General features: G+C 66.9%; 30 protein-coding genes. 17 read left to right on the top strand and 13 right to left on the bottom strand.

The window, feature by feature from the left end; all coding sequences use genetic code 11:
• Nucleotides 1-42: 42 nt before the first annotated feature.
• The 5 genes from J2X06_RS02540 to J2X06_RS02520 form a co-directional block, all read right to left on the bottom strand.
• On the bottom strand, nt 43-645 hold the full coding sequence (locus J2X06_RS02540) for a TetR/AcrR family transcriptional regulator (protein ID WP_310057857.1): 603 nt from the start codon (nt 643-645) through the stop codon (nt 43-45).
• Nucleotides 646-774: 129 nt separating this feature from the next.
• Entirely contained in the window at nt 775-1,743 is a 969-nt protein-coding gene (locus J2X06_RS02535; RefSeq protein ID WP_310057854.1) for a quinone oxidoreductase family protein, read from the bottom strand.
• Nucleotides 1,744-1,824: 81 nt separating this feature from the next.
• Nucleotides 1,825-2,229 carry a VOC family protein gene (locus tag J2X06_RS02530; RefSeq protein WP_310057851.1) on the bottom strand — a complete coding sequence of 135 codons (405 nt, stop codon included), beginning with the start codon at nt 2,227-2,229 and terminating at the stop codon, nt 1,825-1,827.
• A gap of 149 nt (nt 2,230-2,378) precedes the next feature.
• Nucleotides 2,379-2,951: a hypothetical protein gene (locus tag J2X06_RS02525; protein ID WP_310057847.1), complete on the bottom strand. Its 573-nt coding sequence runs from the start codon at nt 2,949-2,951 to the stop codon at nt 2,379-2,381.
• A 125-nt stretch (nt 2,952-3,076) separates the two neighbouring features.
• Nucleotides 3,077-5,074: an alpha/beta hydrolase family protein gene (locus J2X06_RS02520; RefSeq protein ID WP_310057844.1), complete on the bottom strand. Its 1,998-nt coding sequence runs from the start codon at nt 5,072-5,074 to the stop codon at nt 3,077-3,079.
• 286 nt (nt 5,075-5,360) lie between these two features.
• On the opposite strand from J2X06_RS02520, the gene J2X06_RS02515 reads away from it, so the two are divergent.
• Together J2X06_RS02515 and J2X06_RS02510 are read left to right on the top strand one after the other, a co-directional pair.
• Nucleotides 5,361-7,067: a sialidase family protein gene (locus tag J2X06_RS02515; protein ID WP_310057842.1), complete on the top strand. Its 1,707-nt coding sequence runs from the start codon at nt 5,361-5,363 to the stop codon at nt 7,065-7,067.
• A gap of 28 nt (nt 7,068-7,095) precedes the next feature.
• Nucleotides 7,096-7,827 carry a hypothetical protein gene (locus J2X06_RS02510; RefSeq protein WP_310057841.1) on the top strand — a complete coding sequence of 244 codons (732 nt, stop codon included), beginning with the start codon at nt 7,096-7,098 and terminating at the stop codon, nt 7,825-7,827.
• A 3-nt stretch (nt 7,828-7,830) separates the two neighbouring features.
• Here J2X06_RS02510 and J2X06_RS02505 read toward each other — a convergent pair whose 3' ends face one another.
• The 3 genes from J2X06_RS02505 to J2X06_RS02495 form a co-directional block, all read right to left on the bottom strand.
• On the bottom strand, nt 7,831-8,286 hold the full coding sequence (locus J2X06_RS02505) for a hemerythrin domain-containing protein (protein ID WP_310057839.1): 456 nt from the start codon (nt 8,284-8,286) through the stop codon (nt 7,831-7,833).
• Nucleotides 8,283-8,693 (bottom strand): SRPBCC family protein, encoded by a 411-nt coding sequence (locus tag J2X06_RS02500; protein WP_310057836.1) that lies wholly within the window; start codon nt 8,691-8,693, stop codon nt 8,283-8,285. Before J2X06_RS02500 ends, J2X06_RS02505 begins: the two co-directional genes overlap by 4 nt.
• Nucleotides 8,694-8,800: 107 nt before the next feature.
• Complete coding sequence (locus tag J2X06_RS02495; RefSeq protein WP_310057833.1) at nt 8,801-9,091, bottom strand: XAC0095 family protein; 291 nt, start codon at nt 9,089-9,091, stop codon at nt 8,801-8,803.
• Nucleotides 9,092-9,286: 195 nt separating this feature from the next.
• Here J2X06_RS02495 and J2X06_RS02490 point away from each other — a divergent pair, with 195 nt between their 5' ends.
• On the top strand, nt 9,287-9,661 hold the full coding sequence (locus J2X06_RS02490; RefSeq protein ID WP_310057831.1) for a helix-turn-helix domain-containing protein: 375 nt from the start codon (nt 9,287-9,289) through the stop codon (nt 9,659-9,661).
• Nucleotides 9,662-9,703: 42 nt separating this feature from the next.
• On the opposite strand, the gene J2X06_RS02485 is transcribed toward J2X06_RS02490, so the two are convergent.
• Complete coding sequence (locus tag J2X06_RS02485; RefSeq protein ID WP_310057828.1) at nt 9,704-10,726, bottom strand: methyltransferase; 1,023 nt, start codon at nt 10,724-10,726, stop codon at nt 9,704-9,706.
• A 246-nt stretch (nt 10,727-10,972) separates the two neighbouring features.
• On the opposite strand from J2X06_RS02485, the gene J2X06_RS02480 reads away from it, so the two are divergent.
• The 4 genes from J2X06_RS02480 to J2X06_RS02465 all read left to right on the top strand — a co-directional run bounded on the left by J2X06_RS02480 (nt 10,973) and on the right by J2X06_RS02465 (nt 13,411).
• Complete coding sequence (locus tag J2X06_RS02480; protein WP_310057826.1) at nt 10,973-11,200, top strand: hypothetical protein; 228 nt, start codon at nt 10,973-10,975, stop codon at nt 11,198-11,200.
• Between the two features lie 120 nt (nt 11,201-11,320).
• Nucleotides 11,321-12,187, top strand: coding sequence for an alpha/beta hydrolase (locus J2X06_RS02475; protein ID WP_310057824.1), 867 nt, complete (start codon nt 11,321-11,323; stop codon nt 12,185-12,187).
• A gap of 119 nt (nt 12,188-12,306) precedes the next feature.
• On the top strand, nt 12,307-12,675 hold the full coding sequence (locus J2X06_RS02470; protein WP_310057822.1) for an RcnB family protein: 369 nt from the start codon (nt 12,307-12,309) through the stop codon (nt 12,673-12,675).
• 193 nt (nt 12,676-12,868) lie between these two features.
• Nucleotides 12,869-13,411: a DUF6630 family protein gene (locus tag J2X06_RS02465; protein ID WP_310057819.1), complete on the top strand. Its 543-nt coding sequence runs from the start codon at nt 12,869-12,871 to the stop codon at nt 13,409-13,411.
• A gap of 32 nt (nt 13,412-13,443) precedes the next feature.
• On the opposite strand, the gene J2X06_RS02460 is transcribed toward J2X06_RS02465, so the two are convergent.
• The gene (locus J2X06_RS02460; protein ID WP_310057816.1) at nt 13,444-13,905 is read right to left on the bottom strand and encodes a hypothetical protein; all 462 of its coding nucleotides are present in this window, start codon (nt 13,903-13,905) and stop codon (nt 13,444-13,446) included.
• Nucleotides 13,906-14,164: 259 nt separating this feature from the next.
• Here J2X06_RS02460 and J2X06_RS02455 point away from each other — a divergent pair, with 259 nt between their 5' ends.
• From J2X06_RS02455 to J2X06_RS02445, 3 genes are all read left to right on the top strand, one after another.
• A complete protein-coding gene (locus J2X06_RS02455; RefSeq protein WP_310057813.1) occupies nt 14,165-14,965 on the top strand; it encodes a hypothetical protein in 801 nt (266 codons plus the stop codon).
• Between the two features lie 110 nt (nt 14,966-15,075).
• Nucleotides 15,076-15,468 (top strand): hypothetical protein, encoded by a 393-nt coding sequence (locus J2X06_RS02450; RefSeq protein ID WP_310057811.1) that lies wholly within the window; start codon nt 15,076-15,078, stop codon nt 15,466-15,468.
• A gap of 397 nt (nt 15,469-15,865) precedes the next feature.
• Nucleotides 15,866-16,330, top strand: coding sequence for a CBS domain-containing protein (locus J2X06_RS02445; protein WP_310057809.1), 465 nt, complete (start codon nt 15,866-15,868; stop codon nt 16,328-16,330).
• A 148-nt stretch (nt 16,331-16,478) separates the two neighbouring features.
• Here the strand turns inward: J2X06_RS02445 and J2X06_RS02440 are convergent, their stop codons facing one another.
• Complete coding sequence (locus J2X06_RS02440) at nt 16,479-16,721, bottom strand: hypothetical protein (RefSeq protein WP_310057806.1); 243 nt, start codon at nt 16,719-16,721, stop codon at nt 16,479-16,481.
• Here J2X06_RS02440 and J2X06_RS02435 point away from each other — a divergent pair.
• Both J2X06_RS02435 and J2X06_RS02430 read left to right on the top strand, forming a co-directional pair.
• Nucleotides 16,716-17,792 carry a hypothetical protein gene (locus tag J2X06_RS02435; protein WP_310057802.1) on the top strand — a complete coding sequence of 359 codons (1,077 nt, stop codon included), beginning with the start codon at nt 16,716-16,718 and terminating at the stop codon, nt 17,790-17,792. The two genes, J2X06_RS02440 and J2X06_RS02435, sit on opposite strands and share 6 nt — an antisense overlap.
• 371 nt (nt 17,793-18,163) lie before the next feature.
• Nucleotides 18,164-18,490, top strand: a complete 327-nt coding sequence (locus J2X06_RS02430; RefSeq protein ID WP_310061165.1) for a UrcA family protein — start codon at nt 18,164-18,166, stop codon at nt 18,488-18,490.
• 96 nt (nt 18,491-18,586) lie between these two features.
• Here the strand turns inward: J2X06_RS02430 and J2X06_RS02425 are convergent, their stop codons facing one another.
• The gene (locus J2X06_RS02425; RefSeq protein ID WP_310057799.1) at nt 18,587-18,997 is read right to left on the bottom strand and encodes a hypothetical protein; all 411 of its coding nucleotides are present in this window, start codon (nt 18,995-18,997) and stop codon (nt 18,587-18,589) included.
• 271 nt (nt 18,998-19,268) lie between these two features.
• On the opposite strand from J2X06_RS02425, the gene acnD reads away from it, so the two are divergent.
• The 3 genes from acnD (at nt 19,269) to prpF (ending at nt 23,714) form a co-directional block, all read left to right on the top strand.
• A complete protein-coding gene (acnD, locus tag J2X06_RS02420) occupies nt 19,269-21,866 on the top strand; it encodes a Fe/S-dependent 2-methylisocitrate dehydratase AcnD (protein ID WP_310057798.1) in 2,598 nt (865 codons plus the stop codon).
• A gap of 71 nt (nt 21,867-21,937) precedes the next feature.
• Nucleotides 21,938-22,387 carry an SRPBCC family protein gene (locus J2X06_RS02415; protein ID WP_310057790.1) on the top strand — a complete coding sequence of 150 codons (450 nt, stop codon included), beginning with the start codon at nt 21,938-21,940 and terminating at the stop codon, nt 22,385-22,387.
• A 139-nt stretch (nt 22,388-22,526) separates the two neighbouring features.
• Nucleotides 22,527-23,714, top strand: a complete 1,188-nt coding sequence (gene prpF, locus J2X06_RS02410; protein WP_310057788.1) for a 2-methylaconitate cis-trans isomerase PrpF — start codon at nt 22,527-22,529, stop codon at nt 23,712-23,714.
• A 77-nt stretch (nt 23,715-23,791) separates the two neighbouring features.
• Here prpF and J2X06_RS02405 read toward each other — a convergent pair whose 3' ends face one another.
• Nucleotides 23,792-24,202 carry a GFA family protein gene (locus tag J2X06_RS02405; RefSeq protein WP_310057785.1) on the bottom strand — a complete coding sequence of 137 codons (411 nt, stop codon included), beginning with the start codon at nt 24,200-24,202 and terminating at the stop codon, nt 23,792-23,794.
• Between the two features lie 245 nt (nt 24,203-24,447).
• Between J2X06_RS02405 and J2X06_RS02400 the strand changes: the two genes are divergently transcribed.
• Nucleotides 24,448-24,693, top strand: coding sequence for a hypothetical protein (locus J2X06_RS02400; protein WP_310057782.1), 246 nt, complete (start codon nt 24,448-24,450; stop codon nt 24,691-24,693).
• A 31-nt stretch (nt 24,694-24,724) separates the two neighbouring features.
• The gene (locus J2X06_RS02395; RefSeq protein WP_310057779.1) at nt 24,725-24,997 is read left to right on the top strand and encodes a DUF4242 domain-containing protein; all 273 of its coding nucleotides are present in this window, start codon (nt 24,725-24,727) and stop codon (nt 24,995-24,997) included.
• The last annotated feature ends 17 nt before the right edge of the window (nt 24,998-25,014 follow it).

Below are 25,014 nucleotides of genomic sequence, written 5' to 3'. Positions count from 1 at the left end.
AGGGAAGCGCGTTCCTGGCGCGATGGTCACGTTGCGGCATGCTCACGCGGGCTGCTCCTTGCAGTTGAGGCCGAGTCGTCGACGCAATGCGTTTCGTGATGCCGTCAGCAGCGAATTCGAGCGCGCGCGGTCGGATTCGCAGCGCGCCAGTGCCAGCGCGCCGACCAGTTCGGCCAGTACGGAGGCAGCCAATGCTGGCGCGTCGGCGTGACCCAGGCGCGACAACGGCTGCGCCAGTGCGTCGGTCAGGCGGCGCGAACCAGCGGCGAAGGCTTCGCGCGCCGCCGCGTCCAGGCGTGGCAACTCGCACGCCAGTGCCGCGATCGGGCAGCCGGTGCCGGGCCGGTCGCGGTGCTTTTCCGACAGGTACAGGTCGATGTACGCGGCCAGTCCTTCGGCATCGCCGCGGCCGCGGGTTTCGCGTTCCCAGTGCTCGATTGACTCTTCGAACATCTGTTCGATCGCGGCCACGACCAGCGCGTCCTTGGAATCGAAATGAGCGTAGAAGCCGCCGTGGGTGAGGCCGGCCTCGCGCATGACACCCGCCACGCCGACACGATGCGCGCCTTCGCTGCGGATGGCCTTTGCCGCCGCACGAAGCACGCGCTGGCGGGTCTGCTGCTTGTGGGTGGCGTCGTAGCGCACGGGGAGGCCTTGCGTTATATGATTGGCATCATATTACCAAGGCCGGCGTAAGCAGGCGCTTCCCGGCGTCGTCGGATTGGATTCGTTCAGGAGGGTGAGTCCGGTCGATCCCTCTCCCGCAAGCGGGACCTACGGGATCAGCAGCACCTTGCCAATGCTGCCGCGGCCTTCCAGCAACGCGTGCGCCTGCGCGCCTTCGCGAAGCGGAAACCGCGCCGCGATGGTGACCTGCAGCCGACCGTCGCGCACGGCCTCGAACAATCGCGTGGCGCGATGCTGCCGCGCCTGCGCGCTGGTGAGCACATTCCACAGATCGCCGCCGACCAGGGCCAGCGAGCGGTCCATCAGCACGCGCGGATCGACCGGCTCGGGATCTCCCGCCGCCATGCCGTAGAACACGACAGTGCCGCCCATGCGCGCGCTCGCGAGGCTGTCGTGCAAGGTGCGCCCGACCGAGTCGTACACGACATCGACGCCGTCCGGCGCCAGCGCGCGCACCTGATCGACCCACCCTTCTCTGGAGTCCAGCGCATGCGCGGCGCCAGCGGCGATCGCCGCGCTGCGCTTGTCCTGGCTTGATGCCAGTGCGATCACGCGCGCACCGCGCGTGGCCGCCAGTTGCACCAGCAACAGGCCGACGCCGCCGCCGGCGGCATGCGCCAGCACGATTTCCCCCGCCTGCACCGCATGACTGTCTTCGACCAGGAACTGCGCGGTGAGGCCCTGCAGCAGCAATGCCGCGGCGGTATCGAAGGCGATGTCGTCGGGCAATGCGATCAGGCGATCCAGCGGCACGGCGACCTGTTCGGCGTTGGCGAATGCGCTGTCGGCGAACGCCACGCGCTGGCCGACGCGCCACGTGCCGCCGCTGTCATCGGGATGCAGCGCCGCGATCTCGCCCGCCGCTTCGTAGCCGGCGATCCACGGCGGCGAACCGGCCAGGTGGTAGCGGCCCTGGCGTCGGTAGATGTCGGCGAAGTTCAACCCGATCGCGCGCGTTTGTACGACCGCCACGCCAGGCGCTGAGCGCAGATCGGGCAATTCGGTCCAATCCAGGACGTCGGGACCGCCGAAACGGGAGAAGGTGAGTGCGTGCATGGGGGAATGCTCGCGCAGGGGAAGGTGGGGCTCAAGGAAAGTTTCTACGTGGCGGGACGATCTGGCGGGCCGAGGCCCGCGCTACGCATCGGCTTGTTCTTCAGCTTGCATGTGGATGACTTCCCAGATGTGGCCATCGGGGTCTTCGTAGCAGCGCTCGTACATGAACCCGTGGTCCTTGGCCTCGCGTGGCTCGCGCGCGCCGGCGGCGACCGCCTTGTCGAGCAGGGAATCCACCGCGGCATGGCTTTCGGCCGATATGCAGATGATCACCTCGGTGCTGCGGCTCGCATCGCAGACCATCTTGCTGGTGAAGGTCTGGAAGAACGGCACCGTCAGCAACATCACGAAGATGTTCTCGCCGACGATCATGCAGGTGCCGTTCTCGTCGGTGAAGCGCGGATCGAAGGCGTAGCCGAGCCTGGTGTAGAACTCTATCGAGCGATCCAGGCTCTGGACCGGAAGGTTGACGTAGATCTGGGTCATGGCAGCTCCGTTGTGGGTTGGGGAATCCCGGCGATGGCAGCGCCCTTCCCCGTCCGACGGACAAGCGTCGCCGATCCCGACACCGCAAAAGGTGAAGGACGGCATGAGCCGTCCTTCACCTGAACACCACGGCTGGCTTTTGGCGGGAATTACTTCGCCCGCTCGCCCCGTCCCAGCCACCACGCGATCGCCGCACCGGCCAGCAGCCAGCCGACCAGCTGCTCGCCCAGCGCACTGGCGGTGAAGCTCATCGGGAACATGTACCAGTTCCAGTGCGGCAGGCTGATCGCGATCCACGCGAACACCGCCATCGCGCCGGCCACCATCACGCGGCGGCCAAAGCCCCACGCGGTCAGCGACAGCACCCACGCCAACACCAGCGCCGCCAGGATGCAGGTCACCAGCTGCTTGACGAGGTTGGGCACCATGCTCTGGTTTATCGGATTGCCGCCCGGCTGGTACACAACCAGCGCGTACGGCTTGCCGCGCGTTTCCTCGGCGAAGGCCTGCATCGCCGCCTTATCGCTCATCTTCTCGGGCGAAATGCTCGGATACATATAGATGCCTTCGCCCGAGGTCGTCGGCGCGATCGCATCGAGCACCACCTGCTGCTGTGGGGGCACCTTCATGCCCGCTTCGCTGAAGGGCAACGCCATGTGCCACACCGCGCCCCACATGAACATCACGATGCCGCCGATGATGCCAGCCACTATGAGTCTCATACCCTTCCCTCCCCGGATGAATGGTGGGCGCAGCGTGCATGTTCCAATGCACATGCGCAAATGTGATTCGAGCGTAGGACCGGCCTTCCCGTCAGCCGGCCCTGCTATGCAATGACACGCCAGGCCTACTGCGTCCCCTGAACTTCACCGGAGTCCTTGGCGCGCGCGCCGCCTATGTGCCTGGCCAGGAAGTCGAGCAGGCGCGTGTAGAACTCGCGACGATGCTCTTCGGTGTAGAAGCCGTGTCCCTCGGTCGTGAAGTACAGCGTTTCCACCGGCTTGCCCGCGGTGCGCAATGCGCGCTCCATCTTCTTGCTGTGCGCGATCGGCGCGCGCGTGTCCTGGCCGCCCGCGGCCAACAGCACCGGCGCCTTGATCCGCTGCGCCATCGTCGTCGGCGAGCGGGCCGCGAGGTCGTCGCGCTCGCCCACCCAGTCGGTGACGTACTCGCGCACCCAACGGGTCACGCGGCTGTCGTCGCGGTGCATGGCTTCCAGGTCGTAGACGCCGACATAGCCCACCGCGCAGCGGTACAGGTCCGGCTCCTTCGCCACGCCCATCAGGGCCGCATAACCGCCGTAGCTGCCGCCGTAGATACAGATGCGCTCGGGGTCGGCGATGTTCTGGGCGACGGCCCACTGCGTGGCATCGGTCAGGTCGTCCTGCATAGTGCCGCCCCACTCGCGCGCGCCGGCCTGGCGGAACGACCAGCCGTAGTTGCCGGAACCGCGGTAGTTGACTCGCAACACCGCGTAGCCCGCTTCGGCCAGCATCTGGCTGTCGCCGTCGAACTGCCATTGATCGAATATGCCGAACGGCCCGCCATGCGGCATGACCACCATTGGCATCGGCTGCGCGGCATTACGCGGCAGCGTCAGGTAGCCGCGCAGCACCAGTCCGTCGCGCGCCTGCAGCGTCACTTCGCGCGATGCGGGCATCGCCTCCGGGTTGAACCATTGCTGCTGGGCGAACACGCCTTCGGCCGAGCGGGTCTGCGTGTCATAGAGGTAGTAGTCCCCTTTCGCGCGGTCGTTCCAGACCTGCGCCAGCGCGATGCGGCCGTCGCGGGTGAACGAGTCGATCGACACCGTCGAACCGGGGAACGCCTTCTCCAACCGGCGATAGGCACGCGCCGTGTCGCCGGCCTCGTCGAAGAACCGGCTGCGCACGCCGCCGCTCATGTACTGCGCGCCTATCAGCGTGCGGCCGTCGCGGTCAAACAGCAGCGCGTACGGGTCGACATCGGCATCGCGCAGCACCTCCTTGCGCTCGCCGGTGTGCGTGTTCCACGCGACGATGGCATCGGGCCCCTTGGGCTGGCTGACCCTCAGGTAGGCGGTCACGCCGTCCGCAGAGAAGCCCAGCGGCCACTCGTAATGCCCGCTGGTCGCTTCGTCGTTGACCAGCGCCCATTCGCCGGTGGCGCTCTCGCGGTGGTAGAGCTTGCTGTAGTTGTCGTCGCCGCGTTTGCCCTCGGCCAGCCGGACCTGGCCGCGGGGGTCGGTGACCAGTGTGGCGCGGCGTGGCGGGGCGGTCGTCACCAGCGTGCGACGTCCGGTGTAGACGTCGAGCTTTTCGACGCGCGTCTGCGGATTGGCGCTGATCTCCGACACGCCTACCAGGATGCTGCGCGGGTCCTCGGGCACGCGGTCGATGAAGTCCGCGTATTCGCGGTCGTCGCTGCCGCCGTAGGTCGCCACCAGACCTGGCTCGGGCTGCTTGCCAACCAGCACCTTGACGCGCGCACCGTTGATGTCGATGGCATGCAGCTCGCCGGTGCGATAAGGCTGGTCGCGACTGCCCATGCGCTCCGCCATGGCGACGACGACACGTTCATCGTTGGCCCACCAGAAGTCAGCGATCACCGAATCCTTGACGCCGGCCGCCTTGCTTAGGAACTGCTTGTCGGACCGCCGCACGATCACCAGCACTGTGCGGTCCTCCAGCGGCACCGTGGCGGCGTAGTGTTTGCCGTCGGGCGAGATCTTGATGCTCTCGAAGCCATCGCGCCGCAGGTACGGGGCCAGATCCACCTGCGCGTCTGCCTGTGCGCCCCCCTGCGCGAAGGCCGGTGCCATCGACCCGATCAGGGCGGCAAGCACCCATCCTTTCCAACTCTCCATGCGTGTCCTCCCCAGACACTTTCATTCCCCGTGACCACTGTAACGGGCACGACTGCGGGAATGCGATCCGCATTCGGATCGTGTCTTGCCTCATCCCCGCGCAAGCGGGGCCAGCGAGTTCGGTTCACGCGCACGCGACAAATGCCAAGGCGCTGGATTCCCGCCTTCGCGGGAATGACGAGCACCAAGCAAAGGGGGGAACCCTACACAGCCGGCAAACATCCCCACTGCTTAGATTGGTTACCTGATCCGTCGCCCGGCGCGACGGGCTGCCTGGGAGCGTGCGATGAAGGGTGAGTCGTTCGTCGGTCCTGTCGTGCTGGCGCTTGCCCTGTGTCTGGCCGGTTGCGGCAGTGCCGACCACGCGCGGCTGACGATCACCAGCGGCGATCCGCCTCCGCCGCCACGGCCACCCCCGCCGCCACCGCCGCCCCCTCCCCCGCCGCCACCGCAGGTCGATCCCGAATACCGCGCGTCCGGTGTGACGGCCTTCGCGACCGGCTGCGACGGGCAGGCCGTCAACGGCACGGTCTATGTCAATGCCGAAGTCGAGCCGCATATGGCGGTCGATCCGGGCGATGCCAACCACATGATCGGCGTGTGGCAGCAGGATCGCTGGTCAAATGGCTCTGCGCGCGGCATCGTCGCGGCGGTCTCGCGCGATGGCGGCGTCAACTGGACGCGGCGGCCGCTGCCGTTCTCGCGCTGCGGCGGCGGCAACGCGCTCAATGGCGGCGACTACGCGCGCGTCACCGACCCGTGGGTCACGTTCTCGCCCAATGGCGTCGCCCATGCGATGGCCCTATCGACGACCGGCGCTTCGTTCGCGGCCGGCTCGGTCAACGCGATGCTGGTCATGCGCTCGCTCGATGGCGGCAACACCTGGAGCGGGCCGATCACACTGATCCAGGACGGCGCCGATTCCTTCAACGACAAGAACACGATCACCGCCGACCCGACCGACTCCAGCTTCGTCTATGCCGTGTGGGACCGCCTGCTCCCCAACGACACCGGTGGCCCGACCTATTTCGCCCGCACCACCAACGGCGGCGCGAGCTGGGAGCCGGCGCGCGCCATCTACGACCCGGGCCTCAACCGGCAGACCATCGGCAACGTCATCGTGGTGACCCCGGCGGGCACGCTGGTCAACGTGTTCACCCAGCTCGAATCCGTCAACGGCATGCGCAATGCGTCCGTCGCGGTCGTGCGCTCCACCGACAAGGGCGCGACCTGGTCGGCGCCGGTGCGCATCGCCGACCAGCTCGCCATCGGCGCGCGCGATCCCGACACCGGCACGTTGATCCGCGACGGCTCGCTGCTGCCGCAGGCCGCGGTCGATCCGCGCAATGGCGACCTCTACGTGGTCTGGCAGGACGCGCGCTTCAGCGCCGGTGCCGTCGACGCCATCGCCCTGTCGCGCTCCGTCAGCGATGGCCTGACCTGGTCAGCGCCGGTCCGCGTCAACAACAACGCCGTCAACGTGCACGCCTTCACTCCCAGCGTGCACGTGCTGGGCAACGGCACCGTCGGCGTGACCTACTACGACCTGCGCGCCAACACCATCGACACCGGCGTACTGCAGACCGAGTACTGGCTGGGGCGCTCGATCGACGGCGGCACGACCTGGGCCGAGACCCGCATCGCCAACGTCTTCGACCTGGACGTGGCGCCCAACGCGGGCGGCTACTTCCTCGGCGACTACCAGGCCTTGCGCAACCGCGGCAACGTGTTCGTGCCGTTCTACGTCAAGACCAGCAGCGGCGATCTGGACAACCGCACCGACGTGTTCGCCGCGCCGGCGGTGTCGGTCGCCAGCCCGATGCCGGCCGCCGCGACCGTCACGGGGATCACCGCCATGTCGCTGCAGGCGACGCCACTGGTGACGCCGGCCTGGCAGCTACGCATCCATGCCAATGCCGTGCAGCGGCAGAACGACGGCCTTATCCGCGAGTCGCCCAGACCCACGGCGTCGATGCTGCTGCGGCGTTATTGAGCGACACCTGCTTCCGAGCGAGGGCGACATGACCACCACCAACACGCAGTCCGGCACGAACGTGCACGAGATTGCCGACGGCATCTTCCGCATCAACACACCGGTCATGCTGCCCGGCGACGCCGGTGCGTTCTCGTTCAACCAGTACCTCATCCTTGATGACGAGTCACTGCTGTTCCACACCGGCCTGCGCCAGTTGTTCCCGCTGGTACAGGAGGCGGTCGCGCACGTGATGCCGGTGGCGCGGCTTCGGCACGTGGCCTTTTCGCACGTGGAGGCGGACGAGTGCGGCTCGCTCAACCAGTGGCTGGCCGCCGCGCCGCAAGCCGCGCCGCTGTGCAGCGCCATCGCCGCGATGGTGTCGATCGGCGACCTGGCCGACCGGCCGCCGCGCGGACTGGCCGATGGCGAGGTCGTCCCGCTGGGCCGCCACAGCGTACGCTGGCTGGACGCGCCGCACCTCCCGCATGCGTGGGAGTGCGGCTACCTGATCGAGACGAGCACCGCCACGCTGATGTGCGGCGACCTGCTGACGCAACCCGGAGATGGCAGCGTCGCGCTCACCGAAGGCGATGTGCTGGGACCCAGCGAGACCTTCCGCCGGGCGATGGACTATTTCTCGCACACGCGGGATGCGGACGCGCTTATCGAGAAGCTGGCCATGACCCAGCCGACCACGCTGGCCTGCATGCACGGCAGTGCGTGGCGTGGCGACGGCGCGGCGATGCTGCGGGCCCTGGCGGCAGAATTGGCGCGCTAGGCGCTACGAGGCTTCCGCAGCGAGCTTGCGATGCATGCTGCGGTAATCGGCCAGGTACTTCTTGCCCAGCCGCTGCTTCTGCGTGGCGCTGAGGATCTTCCCCGACATCTGGAAGAACTTGGTCTCCTCCTCGCGCAGGTGATGGTGCACCTGTTTGGACAGCGCGCGCGCCGTGGCCATCCAGCCACGGTCGCCCGGCCGCCCCTCGCGCAGCTTCTCGACCAGTTCGTCGATCTCGTGGTGCTCGTGCAACGCATGGCGCGATGAATTGAGCCCGCGGTCGTCCATCAGCATCGGCACGTACAGATAGCGCTCCTCCGCGGCCTCGTGCGCCGCCAGCTCGATGCGCAGCTCGCGGAACAGGTCGACGCGGCGCTGGTCGTGCGCCTTCGTACGCAGCAGCTTGCGGCACAGCGAGCGTTGCCGTTCGTGGCTTTCGCGCAGGGCGTCGTAGATCATCCCGTAGCTCCCTGGTCTTGCTCCAGCGTCCGCTTCATCGCCACCATGCCCTGGTCGATCATGCCGGCGACCTGTGGCTCGAGCTCGTTGGGCAGCAAATCGGCGATCCAGACCAGTCGGGTGCGGCCGTCGCTTTCGGCGAACGCCTGCACCGAGGCGTTGTAATGACTGAAAGGCTCGCCCTCCGCCGACCACGCTACGCGGCGCTGCGTATCGTCGACGTCGATGATGCGTTCACGCACGGTCATGCCGTTGCCGAAGGTGACCACGCGCGCGTCGCCTTCGAGCCGGCAGTCGGTGACGAACCCGCGCACCAGACGCTCGTGTATCCGGCCCACGTCGCGCAGCGCGTCCCACACGCGCTCGGGCTCCGCAGCCACCTGTATTTCCCGCCGTATCGATGCCATGCCAAAACCTCCGGGGCCGGCCCGGGACAATGGGCCGGCCGTGACCAGTGAGGACACGCAGCAGGGGCGAGGATAGAAGGGGGGTGGTCAACTCATTGCGATGGCCGTCAGCACGCGGCGTCGATCATGCTTTGCAGGTCGCCGGTCAGCCGGTCGACCCAGTGCGCGGCGTCGATCACGCCTTGCAGGTCGCCGGCCAGCCGGTCGAAGCAATGGGCCAGTGCCATGGGCGAGACCGCCAGTTCGGCATCGTCCTGCGCGGCGGCGGGCTCGGTCAGGCGCGCCAGCAGCCGCAACTGGTCGCGGACCTCGATCAGCGCCAGCAGCGCGTTTTCGGGAAGCAGATAGCCGGCCTCGAGGGTCGCGAGGACGACCGGTGCGCGAGATTCCTCTTGCATGTCCTGTCCTTGGCAGCGTTGCGTTTGACAACGATATGCCACTTCGTAGTTGGTTTTGTCAACAACCGCAACTTGGCCAACGCATGAATGGGGGACGCAACAATGGGTTGCGCTTCTTTCGCGGCGCTTGGGCAGGCATCTCCGGCGCCGCCGACGACGGATCAGGGCCCGGCCGGAGTGGCCGACGAGTGATCGATGACGACGACGCTACACGCCGCCTTCGCGCGTCGCCTCAACCACGCCCTGGATCATGCCGGCTTCATCAAGGGCCGCGGCCGCACCACGGCGTTGGCCGGTCACTACGAAGTCAGCCGAGAAACTTCGCGCAAATGGCTGGGTGGCCTGGCCTTGCCCGAACTCGAGCGCCTCGTCGAAATGGCCACGCAGACCGGCGTCTGCTTCGAGTGGCTGGTCACCGGCCGCGGGCCGATGGTGGCCGATGACCTGTCGGTGCGCGAAGCCGCCCCGTTTCCGTATGCCAGTGCCGAGCACCGCAAGCTGCTGGACCTGCTCAACAAGCTCTCGCCCAAGCGCCGTCGCGCGCTGATCGAGTTTCTCGGCAATTCCTGACGGCGTGGCTCCGAGCACGCTGCGCGCACCGGGGGCCTCGATTTACTTGTAAGCCACGCCCGCGCTGGCCGGCCCCGCCAGCGGGATGACCTCGGTGCGGCTGAATCCCACCGAGCGACACCAGCGGTCGAAATCCGCGCCGGTGAAGTCGAAGGCATCGCCGAACTCGATCAGCATGTTCAGCGACATCATCAGTCCGAAGGCGTTCTCGCGCCGGGCATCGTCGATCAGGTTCTCCACGACGATGAAGGCCCCGCCCGGCGGCAGGGCGTCGTACGCCGCACCGATCAGGTGCATTTTCTTTTCCAGATTCCAGTCGTGCAGGATCATGCCCATCGTGATCACGTCGGCCTTGGGCAGCGGATCGGCGAAGAAGTCGATCGACCGGGCCTCGACCCGGTCGGCCAAACCCGCGGCGGCGATCCGGCGCTGGGCGATCGGCGTGACGGCCGCAAGGTCGGCGGAAATGCACTGCAGGTGCGGGTGCCTGCTCGCCACCAGGATCGACAGCAGGCCGGTGGCGCCCCCGACGTCGCACAACGTTTGGTAGCGCGAGAAATCGAACTTGTCCGCCAGCGCCTGGAAATTGCCCGTCGAGATCCCGCTCATCGCGTCCATGAACTGTTCCAGGCGCTCGGGCTTGCTGTAGAGCTCGACAAACATCGGCGCGCCGGAATGCTTGACCTCGTTCTGCGGGCTGCCGGTGCGCAGCGCCTCGGACAGGTCGCCCCAGAATCGGTACAGGCGCGCGTTGGCCATCTCCAGGAAACCGCCGAGGAACTGGGGGCTGGTCCTGTCGAGGAACAAGGCGGTCTCGGGCGTGTTGCGATACCGCGCCGCCTCGCCATCGCCATCGCGCTCGAGAAAGCCCAGCGCCAGCAGCGCATCGAAGAAATCGGGGTTGGCCCGCGGATGCAGGGCCAGCGCCTCCTGCAGCTCGCGCCCGGTTCGCGCCTTGGGGCCCAGCGCGGTGAACACGCCCAGCTCCACCGCCGACAACAGCACCTTGGCAGGCCAGAAGCCCATGCCGATCTGCATGATGCGGGCGGGAGTGGGCGTGGTCATGGCGTTGGTTCCGGTGGCGTGGGAATGGGCGGCAAATGCGACTCGCGCCGGGCTCTTGATCGAACGTTCATCGCGGCCGGATGCGGTCGCACGGCGCCGGTGCTTCACCCGGGTGCTTCGGCGGGCCGGCTTTGACATCAACCGTCTCGCCCGGGCACTCGGCATTCATGCGCGGTATATCTACACCATCCGTAGAGGTGTTGAAATCAGAGGACAACGGGGCTTCTGACGCCCGAGGAGCAACGCATGGATCGCGACAAGAACTGGGATACGGAGGCTGGCGGGGCCGGCATCCGCACGGAACGCGGTGCCGCCAAGCGGTGGTCGATCTTCGCGCTGGGCACCGGTGCGCTGTGGAACGCGTGGAATGTCGTGGGGCTGGCGGCCCGCGACGACAGCCCGGCAATTCCTTTCGTGTCCGCGGTGCTGATGACGGCCGTGGCGGTGGTGGCATGGCGACGATGGCCGGGATGACTTGCAACTCCGACTGCCCTTCGATGCTTCGATGCGGCTTGTGGTAACGGACCACTCGACGCTCAGGCAACGCGAGCCAGGCTAGGCTAGGCTGCGCGCGACGCTTCCATGGGCTCGGCCATGACCCGCGGTGTCCTGCTGTTACTCGGCGCGCTGCTTGCCGGTTACGTGTGCTATCTCGCCCTGCTGTTCGTGCAGCAGCGATCGGTGATGTTCCCCGGCGCATCGATGGACTGGGACGGCGTGGGACGCGCATTGCCGGCGCACGCCGAGGCCGTATCGATACCGGTTTCGTTCGGCCACGTGCAAGGCGTCCTGCTTCACGCCCGCCAGCCACCGGGTCGCGAACACCCAGACCCCGCCTCGCGCGCTCCTGCCGCGATCTTCTTCCACGGCAATGCCGAATTCGTCGACCAGAACGTGCCCTTGCTCGAGCCATTGGCGGCGGCCGGTATGCACGTATTGCTGGTCGAGTATCCAGGCTATGCCGGCACAGACGGCCGGCCATCGCGCGCAACGCTCGACGAAGCCGCGTTGAAGGCCTACGACTGGCTGGCGGCGCGCCGCGATGTGGACGCGACGCAGATAGTGATCATCGGCCGCTCGATCGGTACCGGGCCGGCGGTGGCGCTGGCGCGGCAAAGGCCGGCGAGCGCCGTGGTGCTGATGGCCGCGTTCGGGTCGCTCGACGACTTCGCCCATCGCATGGGCGCGCCGGCATTTCTTCTGCGCGACCGTTACGACAACCTGGCACTGCGCGATTACGACGGGCCGGTGTTGCTGCTCCACGGCCGCGACGACGACATCATTCCCTACCGGTACAGCGAGTACCTGCTCAAGGCCGCGCCCAACGCGACGCTGGTGCCGATGGCGTGCGGCCATAACGACTGTCCGTTCTTCGAACCGGAGTTCATGGAACGGCTGCGTCAATTTCTTGTACACAGCGGTGTACTCGCGGGCGCCTCGAGTCCGCGCGATGCCGGCTGAACCGTTGTGCAGCGTTCAGCGCGCCGTGCCGGGTCTTTCACATCGCCGGCGATAGGTTCGCCTCGGAACACGCTCATTGGAGCCGCGACGCGAGAGTCGCAACGCAGAAGGAGGCATTCGTGAAGAAGCACAGAATTCTTGCGATCCCGTTGGCTGTCCTGGCGTTGGTTGCCGCGCCAGCAGTGGCTGGCGACGGCAAGGGGGCGGACAAGGACAAGCCGGCTCACGCCCAGTCCCACCCCGCCACTCCGCCGATGGCCTACGGCCATCACGACAACGGCAAGCACAAGGGCTGGGAGAAGCAGGCCTGGAAGCGCGGCGACCGCATTCCTCTGGCCTACGTCGATTCGCGCTATTACATCAACGACTACCGCGTGTACCGCCTGCAGCCGCCGCCGGCCGGCTATCGCTGGGTGCGCCCGATGGACGACCGCTACCTGCTGGTGAACCTGGCGAACGGGCTGGTCGCCGAGGCGTTGGGCTATTGATGGTTTGATCCACGTCTAGATCGACGCGCGCATTTGGACGCGCGCATTTGGATCGACGCGTGCCGATTCACTCGTTCTTGTGCCGGCACGGACCGCCGGCCATCTGGAGGGCTCCGCAGGGGAGCCCTCTTTTTTTGCAACCCATCCTGTTGCAACGGGCCTATCCTATGGACCCGCCAGCGCGGTGTCCGCCATGACCATGCCCGACGAATTCGATCCCGACGACAATTTCGACCAGGCCTTCGGCCACGAATCCGACGTCGACGAGGAGGCCGCGCAGGAAGCCGTGGTCTGGCAACTGTTGCTGCTGATCAATCCCGGCGACGAGGACGCCGCGCTGCAGCAGTTCGCCGCGTACCGCGAAGCCGCCGCCGACGCTGGCGAGGATGCCGACCCGGTGTGGCTGCTGCGCGATGCGATCGACTGGAAGGCCGGCTTCTTCGTCGCCGAGGACGATCCGCAGGCACTGGTCGAAAGCGTGGACGAACTGGCCGCGCGATGGAACCTGCACATCGACTGGGGAATCGATGACGAGGAGAACGACCTCGACCAGGTCGAAGTGCCGACGCTGATCAACACCGCCTACGACCGGCTGCGCGAGCACCACTACACGCTGTGGACCTGGGAAACCGGCAGCGAACACCATGCCGGCTGGATCACTCAGCAACGCGACGACGAGGCGCTGCGACTGGTGGCCGGAGCGCTGGGCTTCCATGTCCGGACTGGCGCGGGCTGAGTTCCGCCCGCGGCGTCACGACTTCGTGGCGGTCAATAGCGCCTGCGATAGCCCTTTCCGACCAGCGACAGGACCAGTCCGACGCCACTCGCGGCCGCGATGACGATCGCCGGGGTGCTGGCGCCCGAGACGCCGGCCAAGGCCAACGGCTTCATCCCGGCGATGGCCTGGTACCCGAGGTAGTGCGCGACGAACACCAGGTACATCAGCGGGATCAGCGCGCGGTAGCGCAGCAGCACCACGAGCGCGATCAGCCCCAGCAACAGCTGCTCCAGCCCCAGGCGCGACATCAGTGCGATCACGTTCTGCGCGGCGCCGGCGGGATACGTGTCCAGCGGCATCGTCGACACCGACTGCGCGCCGCCGTCGGCGGAGAAGATGTGCAACAGGCTGATCGCGATCATCATCAACGTGATCGGCACGAACAGCCACAACGCCAGCACGTGTCCGCGGAAACGGCTATCGACGCGTGCGGGAAGGATTCGACTCAACATCGTGGCCCCTTTTGGATGGCTGTCGCCCTCGTCCGGCTGATAGCCGTTCGGACTCCGGGAGCATCGGTGCCGCCCGCCCGTTTGTCCACATGCGTTGTCCACATGGCGTTGTCCGGATCACGTTTGTCCGGATCACGTTTGTCCGGATCACGTTTGTCCGTGGCGCCATGCCCGGCGCTTGCGCCGATCGACGAGTCCGGCGATGGCCTGAGACACGACGGCGGAACGTTGTCCGGACCATCCGGACCGAGAAATCGACATGCACCGCCCGGCCTTGCTCGCCGCCTGCCTGATGCTTTCCGCCTGCGTCTACGTCCCGACCAGGCAGAAGGCGGCGCAAGGCGAGCCGGTCACGCCGGACCAGGCCTCGTTCCTGTACGACGCGGGCATGACCATGGCGCAGGCGCGGGAACGACTGGGGCCACCGACGCTGAATCTGCGCGACATCGATGTCGCGGTATGGTCCTGGCGCACCAGCGGCGACGTATGGTTCTACGCATTGCCGACGACCGGTGCCGGCGAGAGCTATCGCGATTACAGCCTGATGGTGGCTTATTCCGACGATGGCCGCGTGCTGACCCATCTGCTGGAAAAACGCGGAGCCTGGGATACCGCCAGCGAGCAGGCGCGCGACTGGTACCGCCGCATCCGGCATACGCTGCCGGAAGCGGCTGCATTCGCCGGTGCCACTGCCGCCGGGAAGGCCTACGGGACCATCCACGTGTACATGCCGGATCGCACGTGCTCCCACGGCACGGTCGATATCCTTCTGGACGGCGAACGCGTGGCCGAACTGGGACACGAAGTCGCCATCGTGACGCGAGCCACGCCCGCGCAACACGAATTGACCGCCCGGGTCGGGGAGCTGGCATTCGGCAGGCCGCTGCTGTTGACGGTGGATGCGACCCATCCGGTCTATGTGCGGGTGTGCAGCTCCGGCCTGCTGTTCCAGCCCTGGAAGGTATCGCAGGCCAAGTCTTCAGGAACGCTGGGGGGAGCGGAGGTCGTTCGCGTCGTCGACGCGAAGACGGCCGCGTCGGAGATGCCGCTGCCGCCCTAGTTTCGATTCCGCTCGAAGTGCACTGCGCGATGAACATCAGACACGGACATTGACTTGCCCCAAACAGCCGGTATGCCAATGTGATCGCACACGCGCACTGGGGCCTGTGCATGAAATCTTTACTGTGCGCATCGGCACTTCTCGCGGCAGGCGCGGTCGCATTGGCTCACGACGGCACTCCAGTGCGGGATGCTCCGCCGGACACGGTTTACGTGAACGGGCATGACGCGCTGAAGCGACTCAGCATTGCGGCGTCCAACGAGTCTGCGGTCGTGCATGGGAAGGGCCAGTATCCCGCCGCGGAGAAGGCCTGCCTGGATGCAGTCGCCAAAAAGACAGGCGTCCATCGCGACAAACTGAAGATCACCGATGTGTCATGGGCGCAGGCGGGCGTTGGGGTGACGGTGAAGGTGCCCGGCGCCGAGGCGCCATGGTCGTGTCTGGCCAACCAGAAGGGCCGCGTGCAAGGAGTCAGCTATACGGGCAATGAGGGCAGGCTGTGATGCACGGGCTGTATAAAAAACCGCCGGTCGAGCGATCGGCCGGCGGTTCGATGGCAGGTTCGAGACCTGCTGTCAGCCCCAGGGGGCATCGAGCTCGGGCTCTTCTGAGGGGTCCTCGTCTGAGCGCTCGCGTCTCCTAGGGTGAAGTGATCCTACCGCCGGTGCTCTAAGCATCCGGTGATGGGGTGCATCGCAGGCGATGATGCGAAAATAACGTGCCATTAAGTGGTCGGAAGGATTCGTCTACGGCGCGTCAAAACGGCCTGACATGCGGCGTCCTGACATGCGCTCCTGACTGTTCGGCCAGCATTTGGGCTGCAGGCATGTCCATTAGCACGCCCGTAACGCTCGGCAGGCTAACGTCGATGCGACTCCGCAAGCACAGAGGGCAATCGATATGGCAACCATCGAATCGGTCATGACCCGCGATCCGGTCACCTGCTACGTCAACACGCCGCTTCCCGAAGTCGCGGCGCTGATGCTGTCGCACGACTGCGGACAGATCCCCGTAGTCGATGCACAAGGCAAGCCGCTGGGTGTGGTCACGGACCGCGACATCGTCGTGCGCGTGGTGGCCAACGGTGGCAATCCCGCCGTGGCGACGGCCGCCGATGCGATGACCTCGCCCGCCAGGACCGTCAGCCTCGACACCAAGCTCAGCGATTGCCTGCACGCGATGGAGCAGGCGCAGATCCGCCGGGTTCCGGTGGTCGATGCGCAGGGCCGGATCGTCGGCATCGTCGCCACGGCCGACGTGGCGCTGTCCGGCGGACGCAAGGCGATCGCCGAAGTCATGGAGGAAGTTTCGGCGCCCACACCGAAACTGGCTGGCGCGGGCGGCTCCTCGATGCATCGCCACTAAGAGCAGCTCTTCGCTGGGAACGCTCCCTCTCCCTCAGTCGGGAGAGGGACGTATCAAGGATGACGACTGTTCCAGTGGCGCGGGACTTCATTGAATACACCGGCCGTCGGCGTACCCTCGGGGTCGACGTTTGGCATCTACGCACCGATCACACATGTCGCCACAGGCACGCCATAGGATTTCGCCTTGTCGCGTCGCCGCGCTGGCGCTGGTGCTCCTTGTCGGTCCCGTCGCTGCGCACACCGACTCGAGTTGCCAGGAACGATTGCTGACAGAACTCGGCTGGCGCTTCATCCCCGCCAACGGGAACGTCGTGGAGGTACATGGCGGCGCGCCCTGCGATCGTGCCGATCTCGCTGCAGCGCAAGCGGCCGGTGACCTCGTCGTGCATTGGCCTGACTCCCTCGACGCCGCCACGCGCGAGCGGACGCTTGCGCAACTGCTGCACCACCCGGCCACGCGCTGCGCCTACGCCTTTGCCCTTGGCGAGGCCACGCGACGCGCCGTCGACCGCCTGGTCGACAATCGCGGCTTCCGCTTCTCGGCGTTGCAGGTGGGGTGGATCGGCTTCGGGCCGACCGGCTCGTCCCACGACGGCTGGGAACCGGTCGCGATGTTCGGTCGTGGCTATCGCCCACGCGGCGCCAACTCACGCGCGATAGAGGGCTTCTACGAGGGCGAGGTGCGCGCCGAGTGTGGCGTCGGCCGGCAGATCGCTCAGTACGCGACGCAAGCCGAGCTCTACGGCATGGCCGCGTTCGATTCCGAATTCGACGCCGACGAAATCGTCATCGGCACGTTCAATCGCCTCCATCCCACCCGCAGCATCCTGCTGGGATCGTCTGCAGGCACGTTCACCCACGATGGCCGCGCACGCGCTGCGGCGGCGAGCGGCCGGCAGGCCTTCATGGGGTTGCCGGGCTTCATCTACCACGTGTTCGACCGCAGCACGCTGGACGACATCCACAACCAGGCCGAGAACTTCGTCGTCTATGACGTAGACGCCGACGCCGCCCAGGCGCTGCGGGCGCACGGCGGCTTCGAGTACTACAACGACCGCAACCGCCGGATCTGGGAGTTGGCGCGCGCACTGGAACTTCCGAAGCAGTGGCGCTTGTTCGAGCGCCTGCTGTACGAGCGCGATCCGGCATTGCGCGCCGGCCTTCCGGAAGATGCACGCAGCCGTCTTGCGCAACTGGATGCGCTGCTGGCCGACCCGTTCTATCGCGGCTTCGAAGTCTACGTGCACAAGCAGGGCGTCAAACCGGTCGGCTTCCACATCGCGCGCCTGCTCGACCGCAATCCGCGCACGCCGTTCCGCATCGAGCTGGCGTTGCACAACCTGCACACCACGCTCTACGACCGCTACCTCGCCCATCGGCTGAACGATTGCGCGCGCCAATACGTCGATTCGCCGACCAGCGAAGGTACGCCGCCCGCCAGCGAAACCCTGGGCAGGTAACAACGGTTTAACGCAACGCCCTGCGCATCATCCCCCGCCCGGGTGAGATGGCCGAGCGCACACGTGGCGCGCGTTAGCGAGGGCGTAGTGCGCCGCTGAACGGGGCCTCTCGTCGAGACGTCATGCCCCTGCTTTTCTTCGCGGTGCACATAAGCCGCCTTGGCACGCCTTGCCGCCGGGCGTCGCGCTGGATCGTCATTCGGGAACGTGTCCCGATGCCCACCCGCCAGGATGGGATGCGATGAAGGGCTGAATGCCCCCTCAGGAGTAACGATCATGGCTAGCACGACTTTCAAGACCGGAGCGGTTCCGGCAGCGCTGCTGTTGGCGTTGTCTGCCGCAATCCCCGCCATCGCCCAGACCCAGGCGGCATCGACCGAGCTGGACACGGTCACGGTAGTTGCCCCGCGCATCACCTACCACGTCAAGCGCGAAGGGGTTCCGCGGTACCCAAGGAGATCACGGTGGCGGAGAAGAAGGCCCAGGTGAGCTACAGCGACCTCGACCTGACGCGCACCGCCGACCTGTACGCACTGGAAGACCGCGTCGGCAAAGCCGCGGCCCAGGTATGCGATGAACTGGCGCAGGAGTTCCCGGACGGCGAGCCCGCCGTATCGGTGTGCACACGCCGCGCGACCGACGACGCGATGGCGCAGTTGCGGCGATTGGGCCGGGCCACCGTCGCCGCCAAGCCGTAGTCGGCGATCGCGCAAGAACAGGGGCGAAGCCCCACCGCACGAGGGGATGCGGTGCAGGGCTTTGGCGTGACCGATTCGCGAAGGACGTCGGTTCGATCAGATCCTGACGCAGTCGAAGACCAGCTTGTCGCCGTCGAAGCGCACGCCTTCGATGCTGACCGATCCCTCGCGTCCGTCGTTGCGGCAGGCGCCATAGCGATAGGTGTGTTCGCTGGGGAACGGCGACGGACTCTCGCCGCGCGCTTCGATCGCCTGGTAGCCGAACCGGGCGTGCGCGCACTTGTTGCTGGGTCCATCGACCGAGCAGTAGACGTACTCGACGTCGTATTCGCAGGCGTTGCGCAGGTGCGCAGGCCCGTTGGGACGGGCCTTCATGCTCAGGCAGTCCGAGGCGACCAGGGAACGGTCAGGCGTGGGATCGCCCGCCTGCGCGTCGCGGATGGCCGCGACGTCCGCAAGCGCCAGGGTGAGCAAAACGGCAGCGCTGATCGGCAACGACTTGGCCACGGCATTCTCCTGGGTTGTCGGCTGACGAACGCGGGAACGCCGGCGGCTCGGCCAATGGGACGCTGCGGCGTGACGGCCCAGCCGCCCCCCATGTCGGGGGGGCGATGACGGGCACTCATTGGCCGCAGGTGATCCAGCCGCGCCGAATGCGATAATCCCGGGCATGCCGAATCGAGCTTCCCGGCCACCGCATGGCTGGCCGGGAGCCTCAGTGCCATCGTTGCCCGCGTACTGCGGCGCGCCCCCTTGCCCCCAGCCAGTCCAGCCCTCCATGAACAGCCAATACCGCAAGCCGCTCCCGGGCACGCAGCTCGACTACTTCGACGCGCGCGCCGCGGTGGAGGCGATCGCCCCCGGTGCCTACGACCGGCTGCCCTACACCTCGCGCGTGCACGCCGAGAACCTGGTGCGCCGCGCCGAGCCGGCGATGCTCGACGCCTACCTGACCCAGCTGATCGAGCGCCGTCGCGACCTGGATTTCCCCTGGTTCCCCGCCCGCGTGGTGTGCCACGACATCCTCGGCCAGACCGCGCTGGTGGACCTGGCCGGCCTGCGCGACGCCATCGCCGACAAGGGCGGCGATCCGTCGCAGATCAATCCGGTGGTGCCGACGCAGTTGATCGTCGACCACTCGCTGGCGGTGGAAGCACCGGGCTTCGACAAGGAAGCGTTCGCCAAGAACCGCGCGATCGAGGATCGGCGCAACGAAGATCGCTTCCATTTCATCAACTGGACCAAGAAGGCGTTCAAGAACGTCGACGTGATCCCGCCGGGCAACGGGATCATGCACCAGATCAATCTGGAGAAGATGTCGCCCGTGATCCATGCCGACCATGGCGTCGCGTACCCGGACACCTGCGTGGGCACCGACAGCCACACGCCGCACGTCGATGCGCTCGGCGTGATCGCCATCGGCGTGGGCGGTCTGGAAGCTGAGAGCGTGATGCTCGGCCGCGCCTCGTGGATGCGCCTGCCCGACATCATCGGCGTCGAGCTGACCGGCAAGCCGGCGCCGGGCATTACCGCCACCGACGTCGTGCTCGCCCTGACCGAATTCCTGCGCAAGGAGAAGGTCGTCGGCGCGTACCTGGAATTCCGTGGCGAAGGCGCCTCCGCGCTGACGCTGGGCGACCGCGCCACCATCTCCAACATGGCACCCGAGTACGGCGCCACCGCGGCGATGTTCTTCATCGACGACAAGACCATCGACTACCTGCGCCTGACCGGCCGCGAGGACGAACAGATCAAGCTGGTCGAGACCTACGCGAAGCAAACCGGCCTGTGGGCTGATGCGCTGGCGAACGCGCAGTACGAGCGCACGCTGACCTTCGATCTGTCGACGGTCGTGCGCAACATGGCCGGCCCGTCCAACCCGCACAAGCGCCTGCCGACATCGGATCTTGCCGAGCGCGGCATCGCCGGAAAGTGGGAGGAAGTGCCGGGCCAGATGCCCGACGGCGCGGTGATCATCGCCGCGATCACCAGCTGCACCAACACCAGCAACCCGCGCAACGTCATCGCCGCCGCCCTGCTGGCGCGCAACGCCAACGCGCGCGGGCTGGTCCGCAAACCGTGGGTGAAGAGCTCGCTCGCGCCCGGCTCCAAGGCCGTGCAGCTTTACCTGGAAGAAGCCGGCCTGCTGTCGGAGCTGGAGCAACTGGGCTTCGGCATCGTCGCCTTCGCCTGCACCACCTGCAACGGCATGAGCGGCGCGCTGGATCCGGCGATCCAGAAGGAAGTCATCGACCGCGACCTGTACGCCACCGCCGTGCTGTCGGGCAACCGCAACTTCGACGGCCGCATCCATCCCTATGCCAAGCAGGCCTTCCTCGCCTCGCCGCCGCTGGTGGTCGCCTATGCCATTGCCGGCACGGTGCGCTTCGACATCGAGAAGGACGCGCTGGGCACCGACGCCGACGGCAATGCCGTCACGCTGAAGGACATCTGGCCGAGCGATGAAGAGATCGACGCGGTGGTCGCCAGCAGCGTGAAGCCCGAGCACTTCCGCCAGGTGTACGACCCGATGTTCAAGTTCAGCGTCGATCGCAGCGCGCAGGTCAGCCCGCTGTACGACTGGCGCCCGCAGAGCACCTACATCCGCCGTCCGCCGTACTGGGAAGGCGCGCTGGCCGGCGAGCGCGCGCTCAGCGGCATGCGTCCGCTGGCGGTGCTGGGCGACAACATCACCACCGACCACCTCTCGCCTTCCAACGCGATCATGCTGGCGAGCGCCGCCGGCGAGTACCTGGCGAAAATGGGCCTGCCGGAAGAGGACTTCAATTCCTATGCCACGCACCGCGGCGACCACCTGACCGCGCAGCGCGCGACGTTCGCCAACCCGAAGCTGCTCAACGAGATGGTCCGCGACGAAGCCGGCAACGTGAAGCAGGGTTCACTGGCGCGTATCGAGCCGGAAGGCCAGGTGACGCGCATGTGGGAGGCCATCGAGACCTACATGGAGCGCCGCCAGCCGCTGATCATCATCGCCGGCGCCGACTACGGCCAGGGTTCCTCGCGCGACTGGGCCGCCAAGGGCGTGCGGCTGGCCGGCGTGGAAGCGATCGCCGCCGAAGGCTTCGAGCGGATCCACCGGACCAACCTGATCGGCATGGGCGTGCTGCCGCTGGAGTTCCTGCCCGGCACCAACCGCACGACGCTGGGCATCGACGGCACCGAGACCTACGACGTGACCGGTGAACGCACGCCGCGCGCGACGCTGACGCTGGTCATCCACCGCCGCAACGGCGAGCGCGTGGAAGTGCCGGTGACGTGCCGCCTGGACACCGCCGAGGAAGTGTCGATCTACGAAGCCGGCGGCGTGCTGCAGCGCTTCGCCAACGACTTCCTGGAGTCCGCGCAGGCGGCGTGATCCTTCGCGCCGCCGAGAGCCATCCCGAGGTATCGCTTCCCAGCCGCAGCACCCATACAAGGAGTTATGACATGCCTGGAACCGTCACCCTGCATCGCGTCCTGAAGGCGCCTGCCGATCGCGTCTATCGAGCATTCCTCGATCCCGACGCGATGGCCAAGTGGCTGCCGCCACACGGCTTCACCGGCAAGGTCCATGAGATGGACGCGCGCGTCGGCGGTGGTTACCGGATGTCGTTCACCAACTTCGGCACCGGCAACAGCCATTCGTTCGGCGGCACCTACCTCGAACTCGTGCCGAACGAAAAGCTTCGCTACAACGACCGTTTCGACAACCCGGACCTGCCCGGCGAGATGGAAGTGACGGTGACGCTCAAGCCGGTGCTGTGCGGCACCGAACTGCACGTCGTCCAGAAAGGCATTCCCGACGCGATCCCGGTCGAGTTCTGCTACCTGGGCTGGCAGGAATCGCTGACGCTGATGGCCCAGCTGGTCGAACCCGAAATCCCCGATAACGCCTGATCTTCATCCCTTCTCCCGCAAGCGGAAGAAGATGCCCCGAGGGATGGATGAGGGCGCTCCTGCACCACGACGCCCCTGCCCACACCCCATCCCTCTCCCGCATGCGGGAGAGGGCGCACAAACAAGACCGGACCCACACATGACCCACGCCCCGCAGATCCGCATCCCCGCCACCTACATGCGCGGAGGCACCAGCAAAGGCGTGTTCTTCTGCCTGCAGGACCTGCCGCAAGCCGCGCGGGTCGCCGGACCGGTGCGCGATGCGCTGCTGATGCGCGTGATCGGCTCGCCCGATCCTTACGGCAAGCACACCGACGGCATGGGCGGCGCCACGTCGAGCACCAGCAAGTGCGTGATCATCTCCAAGTCCGACGTGCCCGATCACGACGTCGACTACCTCTACGGCCAGGTGTCGATCGACACCGCCTTCGTCGACTGGAGCGGCAACTGCGGCAACCTGTCCTCGGCGGTCGGTCCGTTCGCGATCGCCAACGGCCTGATCGATCCGGCGCGCGTGCCGGACGACGGCATCGCCATCGTGCGCATCTGGCAGGCCAACATCGGCAAGACCATCATCGCGCACGTGCCGATGACCGCGGGCCAGGTGCAGGAAACCGGCGACTTCGAGCTCGACGGCGTGACCTTCCCGGCGGCCGAGATCCAGCTGGAATTCCTCGATCCCTCCGACGAGGGCGAAGGCGGCGGCGCCATGTTCCCCACCGGCAACCTGGTCGACGACCTCGAAGTGCCCGACGTGGGCACGCTGAAGGCGACGCTGATCAATGCCGGCATCCCGACCATCTTCCTCAACGCCGCCGACCTCGGTTACTCCGGCACCGAGTTGCAGAGCGCGATCAACGACGACAAGGCGGCGCTGGCGAAGTTCGAAACGATCCGTGCGCACGGCGCCGTGCGCATGGGCCTGATCGGCAGCGTCGAGCAGGCCGCCTCGCGCCAGCACACGCCCAAGGTCGCCTTTGTCGCGCCGGCGCAGGATTATGTGTCCTCCAGCGGCAAGCAGATCGGCGCCGGCGACATCGACCTGCACGTGCGCGCCCTGTCGATGGGCAAGCTGCACCACGCAATGATGGGCACCGCCGCGGTCGCCATCGGCACCGCCGCGTCCATCCCGGGAACGCTGGTCCACGCCGCTGCCGGCGGTGGCGAGCGCGAGGCGGTGCGCTTCGGTCATCCCTCCGGCACGTTGCGCGTGGGCGCGCAGGCGCGCCTGGTCGACGGCCAGTGGACTGTGACCAAGGCAGTGATGAGCCGCAGCGCGCGCGTGCTGATGGAAGGCTGGGTGCGCGTACCGGGCGACACGTTCTGAGTTTTCGCGCGCGGTCGTTGTCACCGCGCGCAACACATCCACAGGCAAACAGGTCGGTCGCTGCGAGGCAGCGGCCGTCAGGCCTGTCCCATGCCCGGTGGCCACTGCTCGAATTGCGCAAGCTCATCCGTGATCTCGTACCACGGCGCCTTGGACCCGACGAAGATGTGCTCGCGCGGCCGCACCGCCGGATCGCCGTCAACCGCCCCCAGCACGACTTCCGAGATCTTTCCCGAATGCGACGCTGCCAGCGGGGATCCGCACTTGCTGCAGAAAAGCCGCTCCCGCTGCGGGGACGAACGGTAGGCCGCTATCGAGTCCTCTCCCGACGTCCATCGGAACTCGTCGGGATCGACGAATGCCCACGTGGCGAATGCCGCTCCGTGCGCCTTCCTGCACATGGAGCAATGGCAATTTCCGGCACCGGCGAATGCTCCGGCAATCTCGTACCGCACGGTCCCGCAAAGACAGCCGCCCTTGATCGTCATGTCGGTATCTCGATTGGACTTCGGCGCGGCGCACGTTATCCGATCGAGTCGGAAGACCACGTTGCGGCGCCCTCGACGACGCCGCGCGGCGCAACATCCGTGCCAGCCTGACCCCCGTGGCGTTGGGCGAAATATGGGGAACGGCGGCGCGCAATCTGGGGAACCCTCCCGATGTAGGCAAACACGCAAAAACCTAGTCTGGCATCGCAGTCCAGCCCCGGGCTGCGCCAGACGAGATCACCGCCATGTCCCGCTTCGAATTCGCCACCTCCGCCAGCCTGCTAGCAGCGTTTGACGAGCGCCTGGACTGGATCGACAGCGACGCCGCCGACGCCGCATCCGCGCTGGAAGTCCCGCAGGCCCCGGCCATCCGCCATGTCCATGGCGACCGCGACGCCGAGTTCGGCGTCGGCTACGGCAACAGTTCCGGCTATGCCGACGGCCGCCACTACGTCACCCACTGGGCAACGCGGATGTTCCGCTTTGTCTGAGCCGCGCCCGGCCACCTACGAGGATGCCGCCATGCCCCGGTACCTGGTCGAACGCAGCTTTCCGGCCGACCTCGCCATCCCCGTGAATGCGGATGGCGCCCGGGCCTGCGCGCAGATCGCCGGCATCAACGGCGAGAACGGAGTGACCTGGCTGCATTCCTACGTCAGCGCCGACCGCCGGAAGACATTCTGCATCTACGACGCCCCCGCGCCGGAAGCCATCCGCAAGGTGGCGCGCCGCAACGGCCTGCCGGTGACCCACATCACCGAGATATCGGTGCTGTCGCCCTACTTCTACTACTGAATGCGCGGCACAGGTCG

This window comes from Lysobacter niastensis, assembly GCF_031457115.1.
GTDB classification, from domain to species: domain Bacteria; phylum Pseudomonadota; class Gammaproteobacteria; order Xanthomonadales; family Xanthomonadaceae; genus Lysobacter_J; species Lysobacter_J niastensis_A.
The sequence above is the reverse complement of the archived record's forward strand: the minus strand, read 5'-3'. Positions and strand labels throughout refer to the sequence as shown.

Bases quoted from the DNA above. Each gene is read 5' to 3' on its own strand.
- J2X06_RS02400 (WP_310057782.1), top strand. From the start codon at position 24,448: ATGTCCCGCTTCGAATTCGCCACCTCCGCCAGCCTGCTAGCAGCGTTT.
- J2X06_RS02520 (WP_310057844.1), bottom strand. From the start codon at position 5,074: ATGGAGAGTTGGAAAGGATGGGTGCTTGCCGCCCTGATCGGGTCGATG.
- J2X06_RS02535 (WP_310057854.1), bottom strand. From the start codon at position 1,743: ATGCACGCACTCACCTTCTCCCGTTTCGGCGGTCCCGACGTCCTGGAT.
- J2X06_RS02525 (WP_310057847.1), bottom strand. From the start codon at position 2,951: ATGAGACTCATAGTGGCTGGCATCATCGGCGGCATCGTGATGTTCATG.
- J2X06_RS02485 (WP_310057828.1), bottom strand. From the start codon at position 10,726: ATGACCACGCCCACTCCCGCCCGCATCATGCAGATCGGCATGGGCTTC.
- J2X06_RS02480 (WP_310057826.1), top strand. From the start codon at position 10,973: ATGGATCGCGACAAGAACTGGGATACGGAGGCTGGCGGGGCCGGCATC.
- J2X06_RS02495 (WP_310057833.1), bottom strand. From the start codon at position 9,091: ATGCAAGAGGAATCTCGCGCACCGGTCGTCCTCGCGACCCTCGAGGCC.
- prpF (WP_310057788.1), top strand. From the start codon at position 22,527: ATGACCCACGCCCCGCAGATCCGCATCCCCGCCACCTACATGCGCGGA.
- J2X06_RS02415 (WP_310057790.1), top strand. From the start codon at position 21,938: ATGCCTGGAACCGTCACCCTGCATCGCGTCCTGAAGGCGCCTGCCGAT.
- J2X06_RS02440 (WP_310057806.1), bottom strand. From the start codon at position 16,721: ATGCACGACGAGGTCACCGGCCGCTTGCGCTGCAGCGAGATCGGCACG.
- J2X06_RS02475 (WP_310057824.1), top strand. From the start codon at position 11,321: ATGACCCGCGGTGTCCTGCTGTTACTCGGCGCGCTGCTTGCCGGTTAC.
- J2X06_RS02490 (WP_310057831.1), top strand. From the start codon at position 9,287: ATGACGACGACGCTACACGCCGCCTTCGCGCGTCGCCTCAACCACGCC.
- J2X06_RS02515 (WP_310057842.1), top strand. From the start codon at position 5,361: ATGAAGGGTGAGTCGTTCGTCGGTCCTGTCGTGCTGGCGCTTGCCCTG.
- J2X06_RS02530 (WP_310057851.1), bottom strand. From the start codon at position 2,229: ATGACCCAGATCTACGTCAACCTTCCGGTCCAGAGCCTGGATCGCTCG.
- J2X06_RS02455 (WP_310057813.1), top strand. From the start codon at position 14,165: ATGCACCGCCCGGCCTTGCTCGCCGCCTGCCTGATGCTTTCCGCCTGC.
- J2X06_RS02510 (WP_310057841.1), top strand. From the start codon at position 7,096: ATGACCACCACCAACACGCAGTCCGGCACGAACGTGCACGAGATTGCC.
- J2X06_RS02395 (WP_310057779.1), top strand. From the start codon at position 24,725: ATGCCCCGGTACCTGGTCGAACGCAGCTTTCCGGCCGACCTCGCCATC.
- J2X06_RS02405 (WP_310057785.1), bottom strand. From the start codon at position 24,202: ATGACGATCAAGGGCGGCTGTCTTTGCGGGACCGTGCGGTACGAGATT.
- J2X06_RS02450 (WP_310057811.1), top strand. From the start codon at position 15,076: ATGAAATCTTTACTGTGCGCATCGGCACTTCTCGCGGCAGGCGCGGTC.
- J2X06_RS02500 (WP_310057836.1), bottom strand. From the start codon at position 8,693: ATGGCATCGATACGGCGGGAAATACAGGTGGCTGCGGAGCCCGAGCGC.
- acnD (WP_310057798.1), top strand. From the start codon at position 19,269: ATGAACAGCCAATACCGCAAGCCGCTCCCGGGCACGCAGCTCGACTAC.
- J2X06_RS02445 (WP_310057809.1), top strand. From the start codon at position 15,866: ATGGCAACCATCGAATCGGTCATGACCCGCGATCCGGTCACCTGCTAC.
- J2X06_RS02465 (WP_310057819.1), top strand. From the start codon at position 12,869: ATGACCATGCCCGACGAATTCGATCCCGACGACAATTTCGACCAGGCC.
- J2X06_RS02460 (WP_310057816.1), bottom strand. From the start codon at position 13,905: ATGTTGAGTCGAATCCTTCCCGCACGCGTCGATAGCCGTTTCCGCGGA.
- J2X06_RS02505 (WP_310057839.1), bottom strand. From the start codon at position 8,286: ATGATCTACGACGCCCTGCGCGAAAGCCACGAACGGCAACGCTCGCTG.